The sequence below is a fragment of the Kitasatospora sp. NPDC015121 genome (assembly GCF_055562955.1).
On record NZ_JBVHEH010000013.1, the window covers coordinates 231,190 to 246,227 of the forward strand.

Genomic DNA, 15,038 nt, shown 5'->3' on the forward strand with positions numbered 1-15,038 from the left:
CGCTACCCCCGGCCGGGCAGCGCCCGCGCCAGCGCCTCCAGCTCCCCCAGCGGGTCCGCCCCCACCGGGGTGAGGACCACGCAGGTCGCGCCGGCCGCCCAGCGGGCGGCGATCGCGGCGCGGGCCTGCGCGGGCGTCCCCGCGACGGCGAGTTCGCGGACCCACCCGGCGGGCATCGTCCGGGCGAACTCCGCGCCGTCCGCGCTCGCGGCCCGGTGCGCGCGGAACTCCGCCGCGAACGGCAGCGGCGCGATGTGCGGCGCCCAGTCGGGCTCGCCGATCGCGGCCAGTCCGGCCCGGACCCGTTCGACGGCGGCGTCCCCGTCCTCGTGGACGGCCGCGACGTCGTACGTGACCACCTCGGCGCCGTCGCGGCCGAACAGCCGCAGCGAGGCGGCGACGTAGCCGGGCGGGGCGGGTTCGGCGAGCAGCAGCCCGTCGGCGCTCTCGCCCGCGAGCGCCTGCGACTTGGGGCCGCGGACGCCCAGCAGCACGGGGGGCGCCGTCTCGGGGGTCTCGGTGAGCCGGACGCCCGCGCAGCGCACGTACCGCCCGTCGGCGGGGGCGGCCGCGCCGCGCAGCAGGGCGCGCAGCGCGGTGGTGTACTCGCGCAGCAGGGTGAGCGGGCTGGCGGGCCAGGCGCCGCCGGCCTGCTCCATCCACGCGCGCATGCCGTGGCCGACGCCGGCGGTGAGGCGGCCGGGGTGGAGCTGGGCGAGGGTGGCGAGTTCCATCGCGGCGAAGCAGACGTTGCGGGCGCCGGCCGGCAGGATGCCGATGCCGACGGTGATCCGCCCGGTCGCGGCGAGCACGCTCGCGGCCTGGGCGACGCCGCCGCGCCAGCCGAGGTCCTCGACCACCCACAGCTCGTCGAAGCCCAGCTCCTCGGCGCGGCGCGCGTACGGCAGGACCTGGTGCACGGGCAGGTCGCGCGGCAGCAGCACGCCGACCCGGCCGCGCGGAACACTCGACTGCGCCATCGGGGAACGCTCCTTCGGAAGGGGGTGGGGCGGGGTGGGAAGGGGAGGGGGCGGTTCGGGCGGGTGCCGCTCAGCCCGCCGTGACGGGCCGTTCCACCGGGACCGGGTGGTCGGCGACGGCCACCCGGTCGCGCCGGTCCGCCGACCAGGAGAGCGCGGCGATCGCGAAGCCGAGCAGCGACAGGCCCGCGCCGACCAGCGAGGGCGAGGTGAACCCGTACCCGGCGTCGATGGCCAGGCCGCCGAGCCAGGCGCCCATCGCGTTGGCGAGGTTGAACGCGCCCTGCACGGTCGCGGAGGCCAGGGTGGGGGCGGTGCGGGCCTTGCGGATCACCAGGGTCTGCACGGTCGGGACGGTCGCGAAGCCGGCCAGGCCGATCAGCACCACCGTCGCGGCGGCCGCCCAGCGCTCGTGCGCGGTGACCGCGAACAGGCCGAGCGCGCCGGTCATCGCCAGGAACGCGGCGCAGATGGCGGGGCGCAGCGCCCGGTCGGCCGCGTAGCCGCCGATCACGTTGCCGAGGGTCATGCCGACGCCGAACAGGGCGAGCACCCAGGTGACCGAGCCCTCGGCGAAGCCCGCGACCTCGGTGAGGGTGGGGGTGATGTAGGTGTAGCAGGCGAACAGTCCGGCGCAGCCGAACACCACGGTGGCCAGGGCGAGCCAGAGCTGTCCGCTGCGGAAGGTGGCGAGTTCGCTGCGCAGTCCGGCGCCGGGGTGGCTGGGCAGCCGCGGGACGTAGCGGGCGATGGCGGCGGCGCCGAGCAGGCCGATCGCGACCACCACGAGCATCGCGGAGCGCCAGCCGAGGTGCTGGCCGAGCAGGGTGGCGGCGGGCACGCCGAGGATGTTGGCGACCGTCAGGCCGGAGAACATCACCGACACGGCGCGGGCCCGCAGGTGCGGGGCGACCAGTTCGGCGGCGGCGACCGCTCCGGCGCCGAAGAACGCGCCGTGCGGCAGGCCGGTGATCAGCCGGGCGACGGCGAGGAAGGCGAAGCTGGGGGCGACGGCGCACAGCAGGTTGCCGAGGGTGAACAGGCCGGCCAGCCCGATCAGCACGGTCTTGCGCGGCAGTCTCGCGGCGACGGCGGTGAGCAGCGGCGCCCCGATCACCACGCCCAGCGCGTACAGCGAGATCAGCCAGCCGGTCTGCGGGATGGTGCGGTCCAGGCCGTCGGCGATCTGCGGCAGCAGGCCCATCGCGGAGAACTCGGTGGTGCCGATCGCGAAGGCGGTCACGGCGAGGGCGACGAGCGCCAGTGGCATGCGGGTTCTCTCCAGACGGGACGGTGGCGTCGTTGGCGCACCGACCCACCGTCGCCCCCGATGTCAACGTTGTCAGTGCCGGGCGAGTCTACCGGCCCGGCGGGCCGCCCCGGCAGGCCGGTCGGGTGACGGCCCGCCGACGGGCGGGTGACGGATCAGACCGGCGGCAGCAGGTCGCTCGGGCTGAGGGTGTAGGTCAGCGGCGGGTAGCGGAAGTCCGGTTCCGCGTTCTCCCGGCGCCGCAGCAGGAGGAACGCGCGCCGCTGCTCCTCGGTGGCGGCGGTCAGCTCGCCCTGCGGGAGGTGCGCCCGGCCGTCGCGGTGGCGCAGCCCGGTCCGGGAGGTCCGGTAGGTCACCCCGAGCCACTCGTCGTCGGCCGCCCGGGCGGGCGGCTCCAGCAGGATCCGGTGCCGCAGCCGCCGGTTGGTGGCGACCGGGAACACCACGACGCCGTGGTGGAGCAGCGGGATCGTCGTCCGCTCCCCCGGCTCGCCCTCCTTGGGTTCGAACACCAGCGTCCTCGGCGGTCCGGCCCCGGCCCGCCGGTAGCAGGAGAGGACGGCGATGGACGACCCCTCGGCCAGGTCGAGCGCCAGGTCGGAGTGCGCGCCCATCCGGGCGTAGGCGTCGGTGTAGACCTCGGCGAGCGCGTTGTCGAACTCCTGTACCGGGCCGGCGACTTCGCGGATCCGGTCGGCGAGCCACGCGTGCACCGGCCGGAAGCGCTGCGCCGGGTCCGCGTACCGGGCGGTGGTGCGCACCAGCGGTACCAGCCCGTCCGGCCGCGGCCGGACCAGGACGGCGGCCCGGCGGCCCTTGCCGACCTGCTCCCAGCGGGTGGCCGCGGCGAGTTCGGCGAACAGGTCCCGGTCGGTCGCCAGCCGGTGGGTGCGGATGCCGTCCACGGGGTCAGGCCCTCGGGGCGGTGTAGTCGCCGGCGTTCATGCTGAACGGGAACCGGCCGCCGTAGTCGACGGGGGCGGTGCCGCGGTTCTCCTCGGCGTACAGCCGGCGCAGCTCGTCCATGCCGTCCCGGGTGGGCGGGAGCAGTTCGGCCGGGCCGGCGGGCGTCTTGAGGTAGGTGCGGCCGTCGCGGTGGACGGCCTCGGTGGCCGAGCAGCGCACCACGTAGCCGAGCCGGGTGGGGAGCAGGTCGGCGGGCAGCGCGGAGGGGCGGATCTCGTGCGTGTGGCTGCGGTTGGTGGAGAGCGGCACCAGGAGCACCGAGCCGGGGTGCAGCGTCACGGTGAACTCCCCGGGGCCTCCCTCCTTGGGGAGGAAGCGCAGCCTGGTCAGCGCGCTGACGCCGCGCACGCCGAGGTCGTACGGGTCCTCGGCGAGCGGCAGCAGGCCGTCGGTGCGGTCGTAGAAGGTGCAGAAGGCCATGATGCCGTTGGCGGGCATGTCCTTGGTCTTGTCGGCGTGGGCGGAGATCCGGGCCTTGGCCTGCCTGCGCTCCGCCGTGGCACGGGTGTTGTGGTAGATCTGCGCGAGGACGTGGTTCAGCGGCGCGTGGCCGCGGAAGACGGCGGCGGCCTCGCGGTTGAGGGCGTCGACGATGCGGGTGTCGGTGGCGCGGAAGCCCTCGGTGGGGCCGGAGAGGTTGGTGGAGCAGCGCAGCAGGCGGAAGTGCAGGTCGTCGCCGTCCCGGGTGACGGGGGTCAGGTAGATGCCGCTGCGGTGGGCGGTGCCGGGCTTGGTGGACTCGGTCAGGGACTGGAAGGCGTGCTCGGCGCCGATCCGGCCGAAGTGGTCGTCGGCGGGGTCGAAGAAGCGCCGGTAGTACACCCCGGCGCCGTCGCCCACCCGCAGCGGCACCCGGCCGGGGCCGACCACCGGCCAGGGCGTCCCGCCGGGTTCGCCGCCCTCGCCGGGCCGCTCGGTCCCGCCGGGTTCGCCGCCCCCGCCCGGCCGCCCGGTCCCGCCGGGCCGCTCGGTCCCGCCCGGCCGCTCGGGACCGCCGGGCCGCTCGGTCCGGCTCACCGCGTAGACCCGCTCGGCGGTGCGCAGCAGGTCCTGGTCCGCCCGGGCCGCCGCCTCCGCGCCGTACAGGTAGACGGTCCGGCCGGCGAGGTCGGGCGGGTCGGCGGCGAGCCGCGCGGGGGTGAGCACCGTGCCGGAGAACCGGCGGACCGTCTCGTCCTCCCGGGCCCGGGCCGGTGCGACCAGCAGGTGGCCGGCGTCCTCGATCCGGGCCTCTGCCCCGTACTCCACGTGCTCTTCCTTTCCGCGTTCGCGTTCTGCCGGGGGCGGCCGGTTCAGGCCGAGTCCCGTACCACCAGCTGCGGTTCGAAGACGACCACCGGGCGGGCCACCGCCTCGCCGTTGATCCGGGCGATCAGCATCCGGATCATCTCCCGGCCCATCCGCTCCAGCGGCTGGTGGACGGAGGTGAGCGGCGGGTCGGTGTGCACGGCGATCGGCGAGTCGTCGAAGCCGACCACGGCCACGTCCGCGGGGACCCGGCGGCCGTGCTCCTTGAGGACCCGCATGGCGCCGATCGCCATGCTGTCGGAGGCCGCGAAGACGGCGTCGAGTTCCGGGTCGAGCTGGAGCAGGTCGGCCATGGCGAGCACGCCGGAGTCGGCGGAGAAGTCGCCGTGGACGACCGGGCCGGGTGTCAACCCGGCGTCGGCGAGGGCGTCGTGGAAGCCCTGGAGGCGCTGGACGCCCGCCCGGGTGTCCTGCGGGCCGGTGATGGTGGTGATCCGCCGGCGCCCCTGGCCGACCAGGTGCCGGACGGCCCGGCGGGCGCCGTCCCGGTTGTCGACGTCGACGCAGTGGACGGGGTCGAAGCCGGTGGGGGCGCCGATCACCACGGTGGGGATGCCGCTGGCCTCCAGCCGGCGGGGCAGCGGGTCGTCGCCGCGCAGCGAGGTCAGCAGGACGCCGTCGACGTGCTGGGCCGTCAGGTAGCGCAGCAGCTGCTCCTCCTCGGGCTGCGACTGCGCGATGGCGAGCAGCAGTTGCAGGCCCGTTCCGGCGAGGCCGCGCTTGATGCCGCGCACCAGGACGGAGAAGTAGGGCTCGTCCCAGACCGCGTCCTCGGAGACGGCCATCACCAGGGCGACGGTGTCGGTGCGCCGCCGGACTAGGCCGCGGGCCAGGTTGTTGGGCACGTAGCCGAGTTCGGCGACCGCCCGGAGCACGGCCTCGCGGGCCTTGCCGCTGACCTTGTCCGACCCGTTGATCACCCGGGAGGCCGTGCCGCGCCCGACGCCCGCGTGGGCGGCGACCGCCTCCAGGGTCGGCCGTCGGCTCCCCGTTCCCCTGCCCTCCGCCAACTCCGCGCCCCCTCCGCCCGGTTCCCGCGCCGCCGGCCCGGGCGGGCGGCGGCGCGCTGTTCGAAGTCTGCAGGTTACCGCCCCGGGGTGTCAGCGGACCGGCCGCCGTCCGGGCCCGGAATTCTCGAACACGTGTTCCTGTCCGGCCATTCTTTCCCTCCTATTCCCCCCACCCGTTCGATCATCTTCCTTACCGTGGGCGGTATTTGATGGAGGAAAAGATCAGGGAATCGCTTCCTTGTTCGGACAAGGATCGATAGCGTGTGCTCCGCGCAGCCCGCGTGACACGGCCCCCCTCCCTTTCTAGGAGCAACGAGCATGTCGAAGGCCTTCGAGCCCTACGAGCTGGGCGGCAAGCGCCTGGCCAACCGTCTGGTGATGGCGCCGATGACCCGCGCCCGCGCCCACGGTGCCGGTCAGACGACGACTCCGTTGATGGCGGAGTACTACGCGCAGCGCGCTTCGGCCGGCCTGATCATCACCGAGGCGGCCCAGCCGTCCCTGGTCGGCCAGGGCTACCCCGACACTCCGGGCATCCACACCGCCGAACAAGCCGAGGCCTGGCGCCAGGTGACCGACGCGGTGCACGCGGCGGGCGGCGTGGTCTTCCTGCAGATCATGCACGTCGGACGGGCCGGGCACCCCTCGATCGCCGGCCTCCAGCCGGTCGGCCCGTCCGCCGTGACGGCCGCCGGCCAGGTCTTCACCGCCACCGGCCCGCAGGACCGGGTCACCCCGCGCGAGCTGACCGACGAGGAGGTCCACGCCACCGTCGCCGACTTCGCCGCCGCCGCCCGGCACGCGATCGCGGCCGGCTTCGACGGCGTCGAGATCCACGGCGCCAACGGCTACCTGGTGCACCAGTTCCTCGCCCCGAACAGCAACCTGCGCACCGACGCGTGGGGCGGCAGCACCGAGAAGCGGATCCGCTTCGCCGTGGAGACCGCCCGCGCCGTGGCCGAGGCCGTCGGCGCGGACAAGGTCGGCTTCCGCCTCTCGCCGGGCAACCCGCTCAACGACATCGACGAGTCCGACGCCGCCGAGACCGAGGCCACGTACACCGCCCTGGTCGAGGCCCTCGCCCCGCTGGGCCTGGCCTACCTGCACCAGATGGAGGCCGCCGGGCAGCGCGAACTGACCGGCAAGCTGCGCAAGACCTGGCCGGGCACCTACATCCTCAACCCGTTCACCGGCGAGGCGCCCACCGGCCCGGACGAGCTGGCCCTGATCGAGGACGGCACCACCGACCTGCTCGCCTACGGCGCGCTGTTCCTCGCCAACCCCGACCTGCCCGCCCGCCTCGCCCAGGGCGGCCCGTTCAACCCGCTCGACCCGACCACCCTGTTCGGCGGCGACGGCAAGGGCCTCACCGACTACCCCACGCTCTCGGAAGCAGGCGCCTGACCAGCGCATATCCTGCCCTCAGGAAGCGGACCCGGAGCCGGGCCCGCGACGGCCGGAGCCGATCCCGGCCGCCGCGGGCCCGGCCCGCGGGCGACGGCCGCGCCGGAGCGAGCGGAAGGAAGCAGCGCCATGGAACTCGACGCGACCCCTCGGGGCCCCGAGGGCGAGGAGTTCCCCGGGGCCGCCCGCAGCGGGCCGATCAGCCACGCGATCCTCCGGGTGGCCCGGCTGCACCACGCCCTGGCCTGCCAACTGCTCCGCGAGGTCGGCCTGCACCCCGCCCAGGAGCTGGTCATGATGCAGCTGTGGGAGCACGGCCGGGCCCGGCAGACCGACCTGGCCCGCCGCCTCGGCGCCGACGCCGCCACCATGACCCGCACCATCCAGCGCCTGGAGAAGGCCGGCTTCGTCCGCCGCACCCGCTCCACCAGCGACCGGCGGTCCGTCCTGGTCGAGTCCACCCCCGCCGGCCACGCCCTGCGCCGACAGGTCGAGGACCTCTGGGCCCGCCTGGAGGACCGCGCCACCGGCGACCTCACCACCGGCGAACTCGCCGACACCCTCGCCGTCCTGGCCCGCCTCGAAGCCAACCTCACCGCCTGCCCCGACGCCTGACGCCGGCCTGCCCGCACAGGGGGGGACCGACGGACCGCCCGCGAGCACCGGGGCCGCCGGGGCCGCCGGGGCCGCCATCGGCTCTCCCCGGCAGGTGCTCCGACCGCGCCTCAGCCCGTCGCCAGCGCCCGGATCCGCCGCACCTCGGCGGCCACCCCGTCCAGTTCCGGCGGCAGGGCGGCGTTCGCGCCCGCGGGCGGCGCGGCCGGGGCCGGGCCGGGGCGGTCGAGCGCGTCGGCGGCCGCCGCCAGGGTGCGGGTGAGCGTGCGGACGACGGGGGTGGCGGGGGCGGGGGCGCCGTGGTCGCGTTCGACGGCGTACGCGGTGGCGGCGTCGGCGAGGCGTTCGGCGTGCACGGTCAGGCGCAGCCAGTCGGGTCCGGCCGGGCCGCCGGGGCGGAGTTCGGCGGCGGCGGTCTCGGCGGCGGCGCGGGCCTGGGCGAGGGTGCGGTAGGCGGTGCGGCGCAGTTCGGCGCGGTGCTCGGCCGCCCCGGCGGGCCCGGCGGGCTCGCTGCGCAGGACGTGGTCGAGGTAGCGCTGGGTGTGCCGCAGGGCGTGCGCGGCGCGCTGGCCGACCCGGGCCCGGGTGTCGGCGAGTCCGGGCAGGTGGCCCACCAGTAGGACGAGTGCGCAGGCCAGCGTGGTGTCGGCGAGCCGTCCGGGCGCGGCGCCCGGGTCGCCGCCGACGGTGACGAAGGCCAGCACGGTGACGGTGATGGCGGCGGTCTGCGCGGCGAAGTGCCGCTGGGCGACGGGTATCAGCGCCCCGGTCGCGGCGACCGCGGCGACCGGCCACCACGCCCCGGGCAGGACGGGCGCGAGCGCGCCGACCAGCAGCACCCCGGCGACCGTCCCGGCGAAGCGGTTGACCACCCGGGAGAACAGCGGCCCCAGGTCGGGCTTGACCAGGAACGCGGCGGTGACGGGCAGCCAGTACCAGTGCCCGGCCCGCAGCCCCAGCGCGAGCGCCGCGCTCGCCGCGACGCACACCCCGACCCGCAGCCCGTACGCCCGCCCGGCCCGCCCCCACGGCCGCAGCCCGGGAGCGGCCGCGCCCCGGCGCCGACCCCGCGCGCCCAGCACCCATCCGGCCAGCCCGCGCCGCACCGCGACCCCGCGCGCCCGCCCGCAGGCCCGTCCGCGAGCCCCCGGGCCCGCCACCGCGGCCGCGGCCGTCGGTTCGCCGAAGGCGAGGGCCGCGTGCAGGACGGCGCGGTCGAAGGCCGCCGTGGCGGGGGTCTCGGCGGCGGGCACCGGCAGCGGGCCCGGCAGGCGGTCGGCGCGGACGGCGGCGGCCAGTCGGCGCGGGCCGGTGGTGAGCCGGACGGGCAGCGGGCGGGCGTCGCGGAGCAGGGCGACACTCGCCTCGCAGAGGGCGGACGCGGCGGCGAGCCGGGTGCGCAGGGTGTGGTCGTGGTCGGTGCGGAGCTGTTCGCCGGCCCGGTCGAGGGTGGCGGTGAGGCGGCGGCGGGCGGTCTCGGCGCGGTCGGTGCCGGTGGCCGCGAGGGCGTCGGCGAGGGCGTCGAAGACGTCCGCGACGGCCTGCCGCTCGGCGTGCAACGGCCTCGGGTGGGTGGTGAGTTGGCGCAGCAGCAGGAGCCACCCGGCGCCGGCCAGGTAGCAGCCGGCCTTGGCCCAGCCGGGCAGCGGGACGGGCATGCCGCAGCCGAGCACGGTGAGCACCAGGAGCTGGACGGCGGCGGCGGAGGCGACCGGCCCGGTGACGCTGACCGCCCCGCAGAGCAGGCCGACCGCGCCGAGCAGCGGGACCGCCCACCAGCCGTCGGCGGTGCCGACCAGCAGGCCGAGGGCACCGGCCAGCGCGGGCAGGGCCTGCTGGAGCGCGCCGGTGCGCCGTCCGGCGGGGCGGTCGTTGACGCCCGCGAACATCGCGCCGAGTCCGGCCAGCACGCCCTCGGCGGGCCGTCCGGCGGCGACCGCGAGGCCGAGCGGCACCGCCATCCCGGCCGCGCCGCGGACGGTCGCCGCCCAGGGCACCGGCCCGCGCTGCCAGCGCAGCGGGTGGGTCAGCCAGTCGGGTCGCGCCTGTCGCCTGTTCGTGGCAACTCCTCACCTCGGTCCGTCCGTTCCCGACCCTAGCGGCGGCTCTTGTCGCCTCCACTGCGTCCGCGTTACGCCCGGATGACGGCCGCGACCGGCCGGAATCCGGCTGCCCGCGCCCCGGCCGCCGAGAATCGTCCGACCGGTGCGGACCCCTCCCTCCCCCGTACTCCGTCCGGGCGACGTCCCGGAACGCCCCGCCGCCGGAGGGCTGGCGCTGCACCGGTTCCGGGCCACGGAGGCGGGGGCGCGGTGCGCGGCGATCACCGCGCCGTTCGCGCACCCGCACCGGTGGACGGGGCGGGCGGCCACGCGTTCGGGGTGTGCGCGGCCGACGACCGGACGCTGCTCGGGATGGCGGGCCCGCACGGCGGCCTGGGCGGCGGCGCAGCGGAGATCGGCCGCTGGTGCCACGTCGACCGCCTCGGCCGGGGCGTGGCCACCCGGGCAGCTCGGGCGCCGACCGTACGGCGGGCCGAGATCCACTGCGACGAGGCGGACCCGCGCAGCGCGGCGGTGGCCCGCCGGCTCGGCTACCGGCTGGACCTGATCGAGCCGGACGAGGTGCCGGCCCCGGCGGCCGGCCGCCCGCCGGGGAGCCCGGCCGGGCCCCCTGGCCCTCCGGTCGGAAAACCACGTGCGCAGACGGCGGGTCGCCGGTTAGCCTCGCGCTTTGTCCTGGTTTCCGGTGGGTGCGGGGAGGTGGCGGGCCGTGGCGCGCAAGGGTGCGGGTCGCGGGCTGGGGCGCGGCTTCGCCTCGCTGTGGTCGGCGGCGGCGGTCTCCTCGCTGGGCGACGGGATCGTGGCGGCGGCGGCTCCGCTGCTGGTGACGTCGTTGACCAGGGATCCGGTGCTGGTCGGCCTGTCGGTGTTCGCCCAGCAGCTGCCGTGGCTGCTGCTGGCCCCGGTCAGCGGCGTCCTGGTCGACCGGGTGGACCGGCGGCGGCTCGCGGTCACGGCGAACGCGGCGCGGGCCGGGCTGACGGCGGTGCTGGCGCTCTCGGTGTACGCGGGGGCGGTGTCGCTGCCGCTGATCTACGCGGTGGGCTTCCTGCTGGGCAGTTGTGCCGCGCTCGGTGACAACGCGACCGCCTCGCTGCTGCCCTCGCTGGTCGACTCGGCGGACCTTCCGCGCGCCAACTCCCGGATGTTCGGCACCGATTCGGTGCTCAACCGGCTCTGCGGCCCCCCGCTCGGCGCCCTGCTGTTCGGCGTCGCGGCGGGCCTGCCGCTGTCGCTCGACGCCCTGAGCTTCGCGGGCGCCGCCGCGCTGGTCTCCACCCTGCGCCCGCGCCCACGCCCGCGCACCGACCCGGCCCGGGCGGTGCCCGAACGGGCGCCGCTGCGCCGCCAGTTCGCCGACAGCGTGCGCTGGCTGTGGCGGCAGCCCGCGCTGCGCACGCTGACGCTGGCGCTGTGCCTGATGAACACGACGCTGGTCGCGGCCTTCTCGGTCATGGTGCTGTACGCCCGCGAGCACCTGGGCGTGTCGGAGTTCGGCTACGGCCTGCTGCTGGCGGCCGGCGCGGTCGGCGGCCTGGCGGGGGCACTGGTCGCACCGAGGCTGCAGGCCCGGTTCTCGGCCTCGGTGCTGCTGCGGATGGGCCTGGTGCTGGAGACGCTGACCCACGTCGGCCTGGCGCTGGCGGGCTCGGCGTGGGTCGCGGGCGCGGTGCTGGGCGCGTTCGGCGTGCACGGCGCGATCTGGATGGGCGTCGACCGGACGCTGGTGCAGCGCGCCGTGCCGGACGAGCTGCGCGGGCGGGTGAACAGCGCCTTCATGGCGCTGGCGGTGGGCGGTTCGGCGCTCGGCGCGCTGCTCGGCGGGCCGATCGCGAGGGCCTTCGGGCTGACCGGCCCGTTCTGGTTCTCCGCCGCCGTGATGGCCGCCCTGACGCTGTTCGCCTGGCGCCCCTTCGGCCGCAGCATCGACGCCCCTCCCCCGGACGGCACCACCCGCCCCGCCCCGGTCCCCGCCGCCACCGCCTGACCCGGCGCGCCCACCGCGCCCGCCCGCCCGGCCGCCCGGCCGCCGGACGGTCCGGCGCGTCCTCCCGGCCCGCCGCCGCCCGGTTGCGGTATACCTGCCGGGTGCCTGGCGGATCCCCGCCGGCGGGCGGCGAGGAGAGGCGGGCGACGGGTGATCCGGCGGCGGGTGTGGGTCTCGGGCACGGTGCAGGGCGTCTTCTTCCGCGACTCCTGCCGCCGGGCGGCGGCGGAGGCGGGCGTCGCGGGCTGGGTGCGCAACCTGCCGGACGGCCGGGTCGAGGCCGTCTTCGAGGGCGATCCGGCCGAGGTGGAGCGGATGGTCGCCTGGATGCGGCACGGCCCGTCCCGCGCGGTGGTCGAAGGCGTCGAGGTGGTGGAGGAGCAGCCGGAGGGCCTGCTGGTCTTCGCCGTCACCACCTAGGGTGCCTCCTCCGTCCCGGGGGGCCAGATGCCGTCCTCGGGGAACACCCGGGCGAACCAGTGCGGTTGGACGTCCCGCAGCCGTAGGGTGCGCCAGCGGCGCGGGTCCGTCAGGAGGGGGACGCCGACCTCGACGTCCGGGCCGTGGGCGAACAGGCGTTCCTGGCAGACGCCGCAGGGGGCGAGCACCCAGTAGCCGCGGTCGCGGTCGGCGGCGGTGACGCAGACCGAGGCGGTGACGCGGCGGCCGAGCTTGAACGCCTCGCAGAGCGCGCCGGTCTCGTGGCACAGCTGGACGGCGCCGTTGACGGCCCGGGGCGCGGCGCTGGTGAGGACGGTGCCGTCGTCCAGGCGCAGCGCGGCCGCGCCGCCCCAGTCCTGGCCGGGGAAGCAGCGGCGGGTGAGGTCGATCGCGGCGTCCACCAGGACGCGGTCGATGGGCATGGCGGGCACGCTACCGAGCGGGCGCGCGGGGCGAAAACGGTTTGCCGACGGCCGCGGGCGGCGTCCAGAATCCGGCCATGCCCCAGCAGAGCGCACCGCCCCCGCCCGACGGACCCGACGGACCCGACGCCGCCAAGCGGGACTTGAAGCTGTACCTGCAGGACGCCCGGGACGCGCTGGTGTGGAAGCTGGAGGGCCTGTCGGAGTACGACGCCCGCCGGCCGCTGACCCCGACCGGGACGAACCTGCTGGGCCTGGTCAAGCACCTGACGGGCGCGGAGGCGGTGTACTTCGGCGCCGCCTTCGGCCGGCCGTTCGAGGGCGGCCCGGGGCTGTGGGTGGCGGGCGCGGCCGAGCCGAACGCGGACCTGTGGGCGCGGCCGGAGGAGTCCCGGGAGGTGCTGCTCGCCGAGTACCGCCGGGTCTGGGCGCACGCGGACGCCACCATCGACGGGCTGCCGCTGTCGGCGCTCGGCGAGGTGCCGTGGCCGCCGCACAGCAGGCTGACGCTGGGCCGGGTGCTGCTGCACGTGGTGGCGGAGACCCACCGGCACGCGGGCCACGCCGACCTGGTCCGGGAGTTGGTGGACGGCGCGACCGGTCTGCGGCCGGACGGCTCGGTCCTTCCGGAGGGCGACGCGGCCTGGTGGGCCGGACACCGCCGCCGGGTCGAGGAGGCCGCCCGCGCGGCGGCCCGTGCCGCGGGCGAGCGGCCGCCGGACCGGCCGCTGCCCTGACGGGTGCCGACCTGACGGGCGCTCACAGTTCGCGCAGTTCGCGGATGGTGAGGGTGAGTCCGGCGGCGGCCAGCATGGTGAGGCCGGTGACGACGAAGACCCCGGGGGTGCCGAAGGCGGTGACGGCGGCGCCGACCACGAGCGCCGACAGCGGGAAGGCGTACAGCGCGCAGGAGGTGAGCGCGGCCATCACCCGGGCCAGCAGCGCGGGCGGGGTGCGGTGCTGGACGCCGGTGAGCAGCAGCACGTTGTTGACGGTGCAGGCGGTGCCGGCGGCCAGCAGCGCGGCCAGGGCCCCGTGGAGTCCGGCGAACGGGACGAGCGCGACCGCCAGGTCCATCAGCAGGGCGGCCAGTGCGGCGGTCCGGCCCCGGTGGCGCAGGCCGGTGAGGGCGGCGGCGATCGGGCCGCCGAGCAGGCAGCCGCCGGTGAACGCGGCGAGCAGCGCGCCGAACCCGACCGCGCCGGCCGCGAGGTCGCCGGTGGCCAGTGCGGGCAGGCCGATCCGGGTCGTGCCGCCGACGGTGAGGTTGGTGACGACGGTGACGGCCAGCAGGCCGCGCAGCAGCCGGGAGCCGCGCAGCAGCGTGCGGAAGCCGACCGCCTCGGCCGGGTCGGGGTCTCCCGTGTGCGCTCCCCGGTCCGGCCGATCAGCAGCAGGGTGAGCGCGGAGAGCGCGAAGGTGGCGGCGTCGACCACGAGTCCGGTGCCGGGGTCGAGCCGGAGCAGGAGGACACCGGCGAGCGGGGGGCCGACCAGTCCGGCGGTGTGGGTGACGGTGCTGCTGAGCGCGTTGCCGGCCTGGAGGTCCTCGGCGGGCAGCAGGGCGGGGGTGATCGCCCAGGAGGCGGGCAGGAAGAGTCCGGCACCGAGGCCGACCAGGCCGGTGAGCGTGCCGATCAGCAGCGGGTCGTCCCGGTGGTGCAGGGCGACGGCGGCGAGCGCCGAGGTGGCGGCCAGTCGGCCGAGGTCGGCGGCGAGCATCAACCCGGCGGGCGCCCCAGCGGTCGGCGCAGATGCCGCCGAGGGGTGCGGCGGTGAGCCGGCCGACGCCGAACGCGGAGACCACGGCGCTCAGTTGCCCGGTGCCGCCGCCGAGGGAGTACACCAGCAGCGGGAGGGCGACGACCTGGAAGGCGTTGCCGAACTCGGAGGCGGCCTGGCCGAGGACCAGCAGCTGGAAGCCGCGCACCCGCAGCGGCCGCGCCAGCCGCCCGCGCCGCCCTCCCCCGTCCAGCGTCGGTCGCCGTCGGACGGCGAGTCGGTCGGTCACCCGGTCTCCTTCCCCGTTGCAGAGCCGATGCTGAAGAGCCGGTGCTGATGAGCCGGTGCGGTGGGGCCGGCGGGTCAGACGGCCGTCGCCGGGAACGGCCAGCGGCGCACCCGCATGGGCAGCCACCAGGCCAGTCCGGCCTGTTCGGTGATGAGTCCGGCGTCGGTGAAGTCCCGGCGGACGGCGGCGGGCAGCCGGTCGGGCCAGGAGTTCGGGACGGTGACGCCCCGACCGCGCCCGTTCCCGGGGGTGTTGGCCGGGTCGTTCAGCACGCTGCGTCGCTTCACGGGAGTGCACGCGCTCTCATGTGACGTGTGACATTGCATAATCGGATGCAGCCACTGTAGGACCGGAGCGAGAACGTCCGTGTGCGATACGGGCAGTTGGCCGATACCCGCCCCTGCGACCGCCCCTCCCGCCCGACCAAGCCCCCACCGCCCCACCGGGCGCGACCACGGACGGGCGCCCCGGGGCGGGGGCGCGGGGGGGCCGGCCGGGGGGGGGGGGGGGCGGGGGGAGCTGTCGGCGCCGCGGGCCAGGCTGTCCAAGGGGTTGTGCCCGA

At 76.9% G+C, this 15,038-nt stretch carries 16 protein-coding genes; 6 read left to right on the forward strand and 10 right to left on the reverse strand.

Translation table 11 applies throughout. The features are described 5' to 3' along the window. Window positions 1-2 precede the first annotated feature (2 nt). The 5 genes from ACZ3J7_RS21235 to ACZ3J7_RS21255 all read right to left on the reverse strand — a co-directional run bounded on the left by ACZ3J7_RS21235 (window position 3) and on the right by ACZ3J7_RS21255 (window position 5,534). On the reverse strand, window positions 3-980 hold the full coding sequence (locus ACZ3J7_RS21235) for an LLM class flavin-dependent oxidoreductase (protein WP_465623269.1): 978 nt from the start codon (window positions 978-980) through the stop codon (window positions 3-5). A gap of 70 nt (window positions 981-1,050) precedes the next feature. Continuing rightward, window positions 1,051-2,250, reverse strand: coding sequence for an MFS transporter (locus tag ACZ3J7_RS21240; protein ID WP_465623272.1), 1,200 nt, complete (start codon window positions 2,248-2,250; stop codon window positions 1,051-1,053). Window positions 2,251-2,405: 155 nt separating this feature from the next. After that, complete coding sequence (locus ACZ3J7_RS21245) at window positions 2,406-3,155, reverse strand: alpha-ketoglutarate-dependent dioxygenase AlkB family protein (RefSeq protein ID WP_465623274.1); 750 nt, start codon at window positions 3,153-3,155, stop codon at window positions 2,406-2,408. Window positions 3,156-3,159: 4 nt separating this feature from the next. Continuing rightward, a complete protein-coding gene (locus ACZ3J7_RS21250) occupies window positions 3,160-4,464 on the reverse strand; it encodes a hypothetical protein (protein WP_465623276.1) in 1,305 nt (434 codons plus the stop codon). A gap of 44 nt (window positions 4,465-4,508) precedes the next feature. Then, on the reverse strand, window positions 4,509-5,534 hold the full coding sequence (locus tag ACZ3J7_RS21255) for a LacI family DNA-binding transcriptional regulator (protein ID WP_465623280.1): 1,026 nt from the start codon (window positions 5,532-5,534) through the stop codon (window positions 4,509-4,511). Window positions 5,535-5,852: 318 nt separating this feature from the next. Here ACZ3J7_RS21255 and ACZ3J7_RS21260 point away from each other — a divergent pair, with 318 nt between their 5' ends. Both ACZ3J7_RS21260 and ACZ3J7_RS21265 read left to right on the forward strand, forming a co-directional pair. Beyond that, entirely contained in the window at window positions 5,853-6,938 is a 1,086-nt protein-coding gene (locus ACZ3J7_RS21260; protein WP_465623283.1) for an alkene reductase, read from the forward strand. A gap of 129 nt (window positions 6,939-7,067) precedes the next feature. Next, window positions 7,068-7,553, forward strand: a complete 486-nt coding sequence (locus ACZ3J7_RS21265; protein WP_465623287.1) for a MarR family winged helix-turn-helix transcriptional regulator — start codon at window positions 7,068-7,070, stop codon at window positions 7,551-7,553. A gap of 110 nt (window positions 7,554-7,663) precedes the next feature. Here the strand turns inward: ACZ3J7_RS21265 and ACZ3J7_RS21270 are convergent, their stop codons facing one another. Beyond that, window positions 7,664-9,550 (reverse strand): FUSC family protein, encoded by a 1,887-nt coding sequence (locus ACZ3J7_RS21270; RefSeq protein ID WP_465623289.1) that lies wholly within the window; start codon window positions 9,548-9,550, stop codon window positions 7,664-7,666. Window positions 9,551-10,325: 775 nt separating this feature from the next. On the opposite strand from ACZ3J7_RS21270, the gene ACZ3J7_RS21275 reads away from it, so the two are divergent. Further along, window positions 10,326-11,603: an MFS transporter gene (locus tag ACZ3J7_RS21275; RefSeq protein WP_465623291.1), complete on the forward strand. Its 1,278-nt coding sequence runs from the start codon at window positions 10,326-10,328 to the stop codon at window positions 11,601-11,603. A 150-nt stretch (window positions 11,604-11,753) separates the two neighbouring features. Then, complete coding sequence (locus tag ACZ3J7_RS21280) at window positions 11,754-12,023, forward strand: acylphosphatase (protein WP_465623294.1); 270 nt, start codon at window positions 11,754-11,756, stop codon at window positions 12,021-12,023. Here the strand turns inward: ACZ3J7_RS21280 and ACZ3J7_RS21285 are convergent. Continuing rightward, complete coding sequence (locus ACZ3J7_RS21285; protein WP_465623296.1) at window positions 12,020-12,466, reverse strand: cytidine deaminase; 447 nt, start codon at window positions 12,464-12,466, stop codon at window positions 12,020-12,022. The genes ACZ3J7_RS21280 and ACZ3J7_RS21285 overlap by 4 nt on opposite strands. A gap of 77 nt (window positions 12,467-12,543) precedes the next feature. On the opposite strand from ACZ3J7_RS21285, the gene ACZ3J7_RS21290 reads away from it, so the two are divergent. Then, window positions 12,544-13,203 carry a DinB family protein gene (locus ACZ3J7_RS21290; RefSeq protein ID WP_465623298.1) on the forward strand — a complete coding sequence of 220 codons (660 nt, stop codon included), beginning with the start codon at window positions 12,544-12,546 and terminating at the stop codon, window positions 13,201-13,203. 22 nt (window positions 13,204-13,225) lie between these two features. Here the strand turns inward: ACZ3J7_RS21290 and ACZ3J7_RS21295 are convergent, their stop codons facing one another. Continuing rightward, window positions 13,226-13,543: a hypothetical protein gene (locus ACZ3J7_RS21295; RefSeq protein ID WP_465623302.1), complete on the reverse strand. Its 318-nt coding sequence runs from the start codon at window positions 13,541-13,543 to the stop codon at window positions 13,226-13,228. Further along, window positions 13,543-14,187, reverse strand: a complete 645-nt coding sequence (locus ACZ3J7_RS21300) for an MFS transporter (RefSeq protein ID WP_465623306.1) — start codon at window positions 14,185-14,187, stop codon at window positions 13,543-13,545. Before ACZ3J7_RS21300 ends, ACZ3J7_RS21295 begins: the two co-directional genes overlap by 1 nt. A gap of 94 nt (window positions 14,188-14,281) precedes the next feature. Between ACZ3J7_RS21300 and ACZ3J7_RS21305 the strand changes: the two genes are divergently transcribed. Continuing rightward, window positions 14,282-14,524 (forward strand): hypothetical protein, encoded by a 243-nt coding sequence (locus tag ACZ3J7_RS21305; protein WP_465623309.1) that lies wholly within the window; start codon window positions 14,282-14,284, stop codon window positions 14,522-14,524. A gap of 26 nt (window positions 14,525-14,550) precedes the next feature. Here ACZ3J7_RS21305 and ACZ3J7_RS21310 read toward each other — a convergent pair whose 3' ends face one another. Continuing rightward, window positions 14,551-14,763, reverse strand: coding sequence for a DUF5825 family protein (locus ACZ3J7_RS21310; RefSeq protein ID WP_465623313.1), 213 nt, complete (start codon window positions 14,761-14,763; stop codon window positions 14,551-14,553). Between the last annotated feature and the right edge of the window lie 275 nt (window positions 14,764-15,038).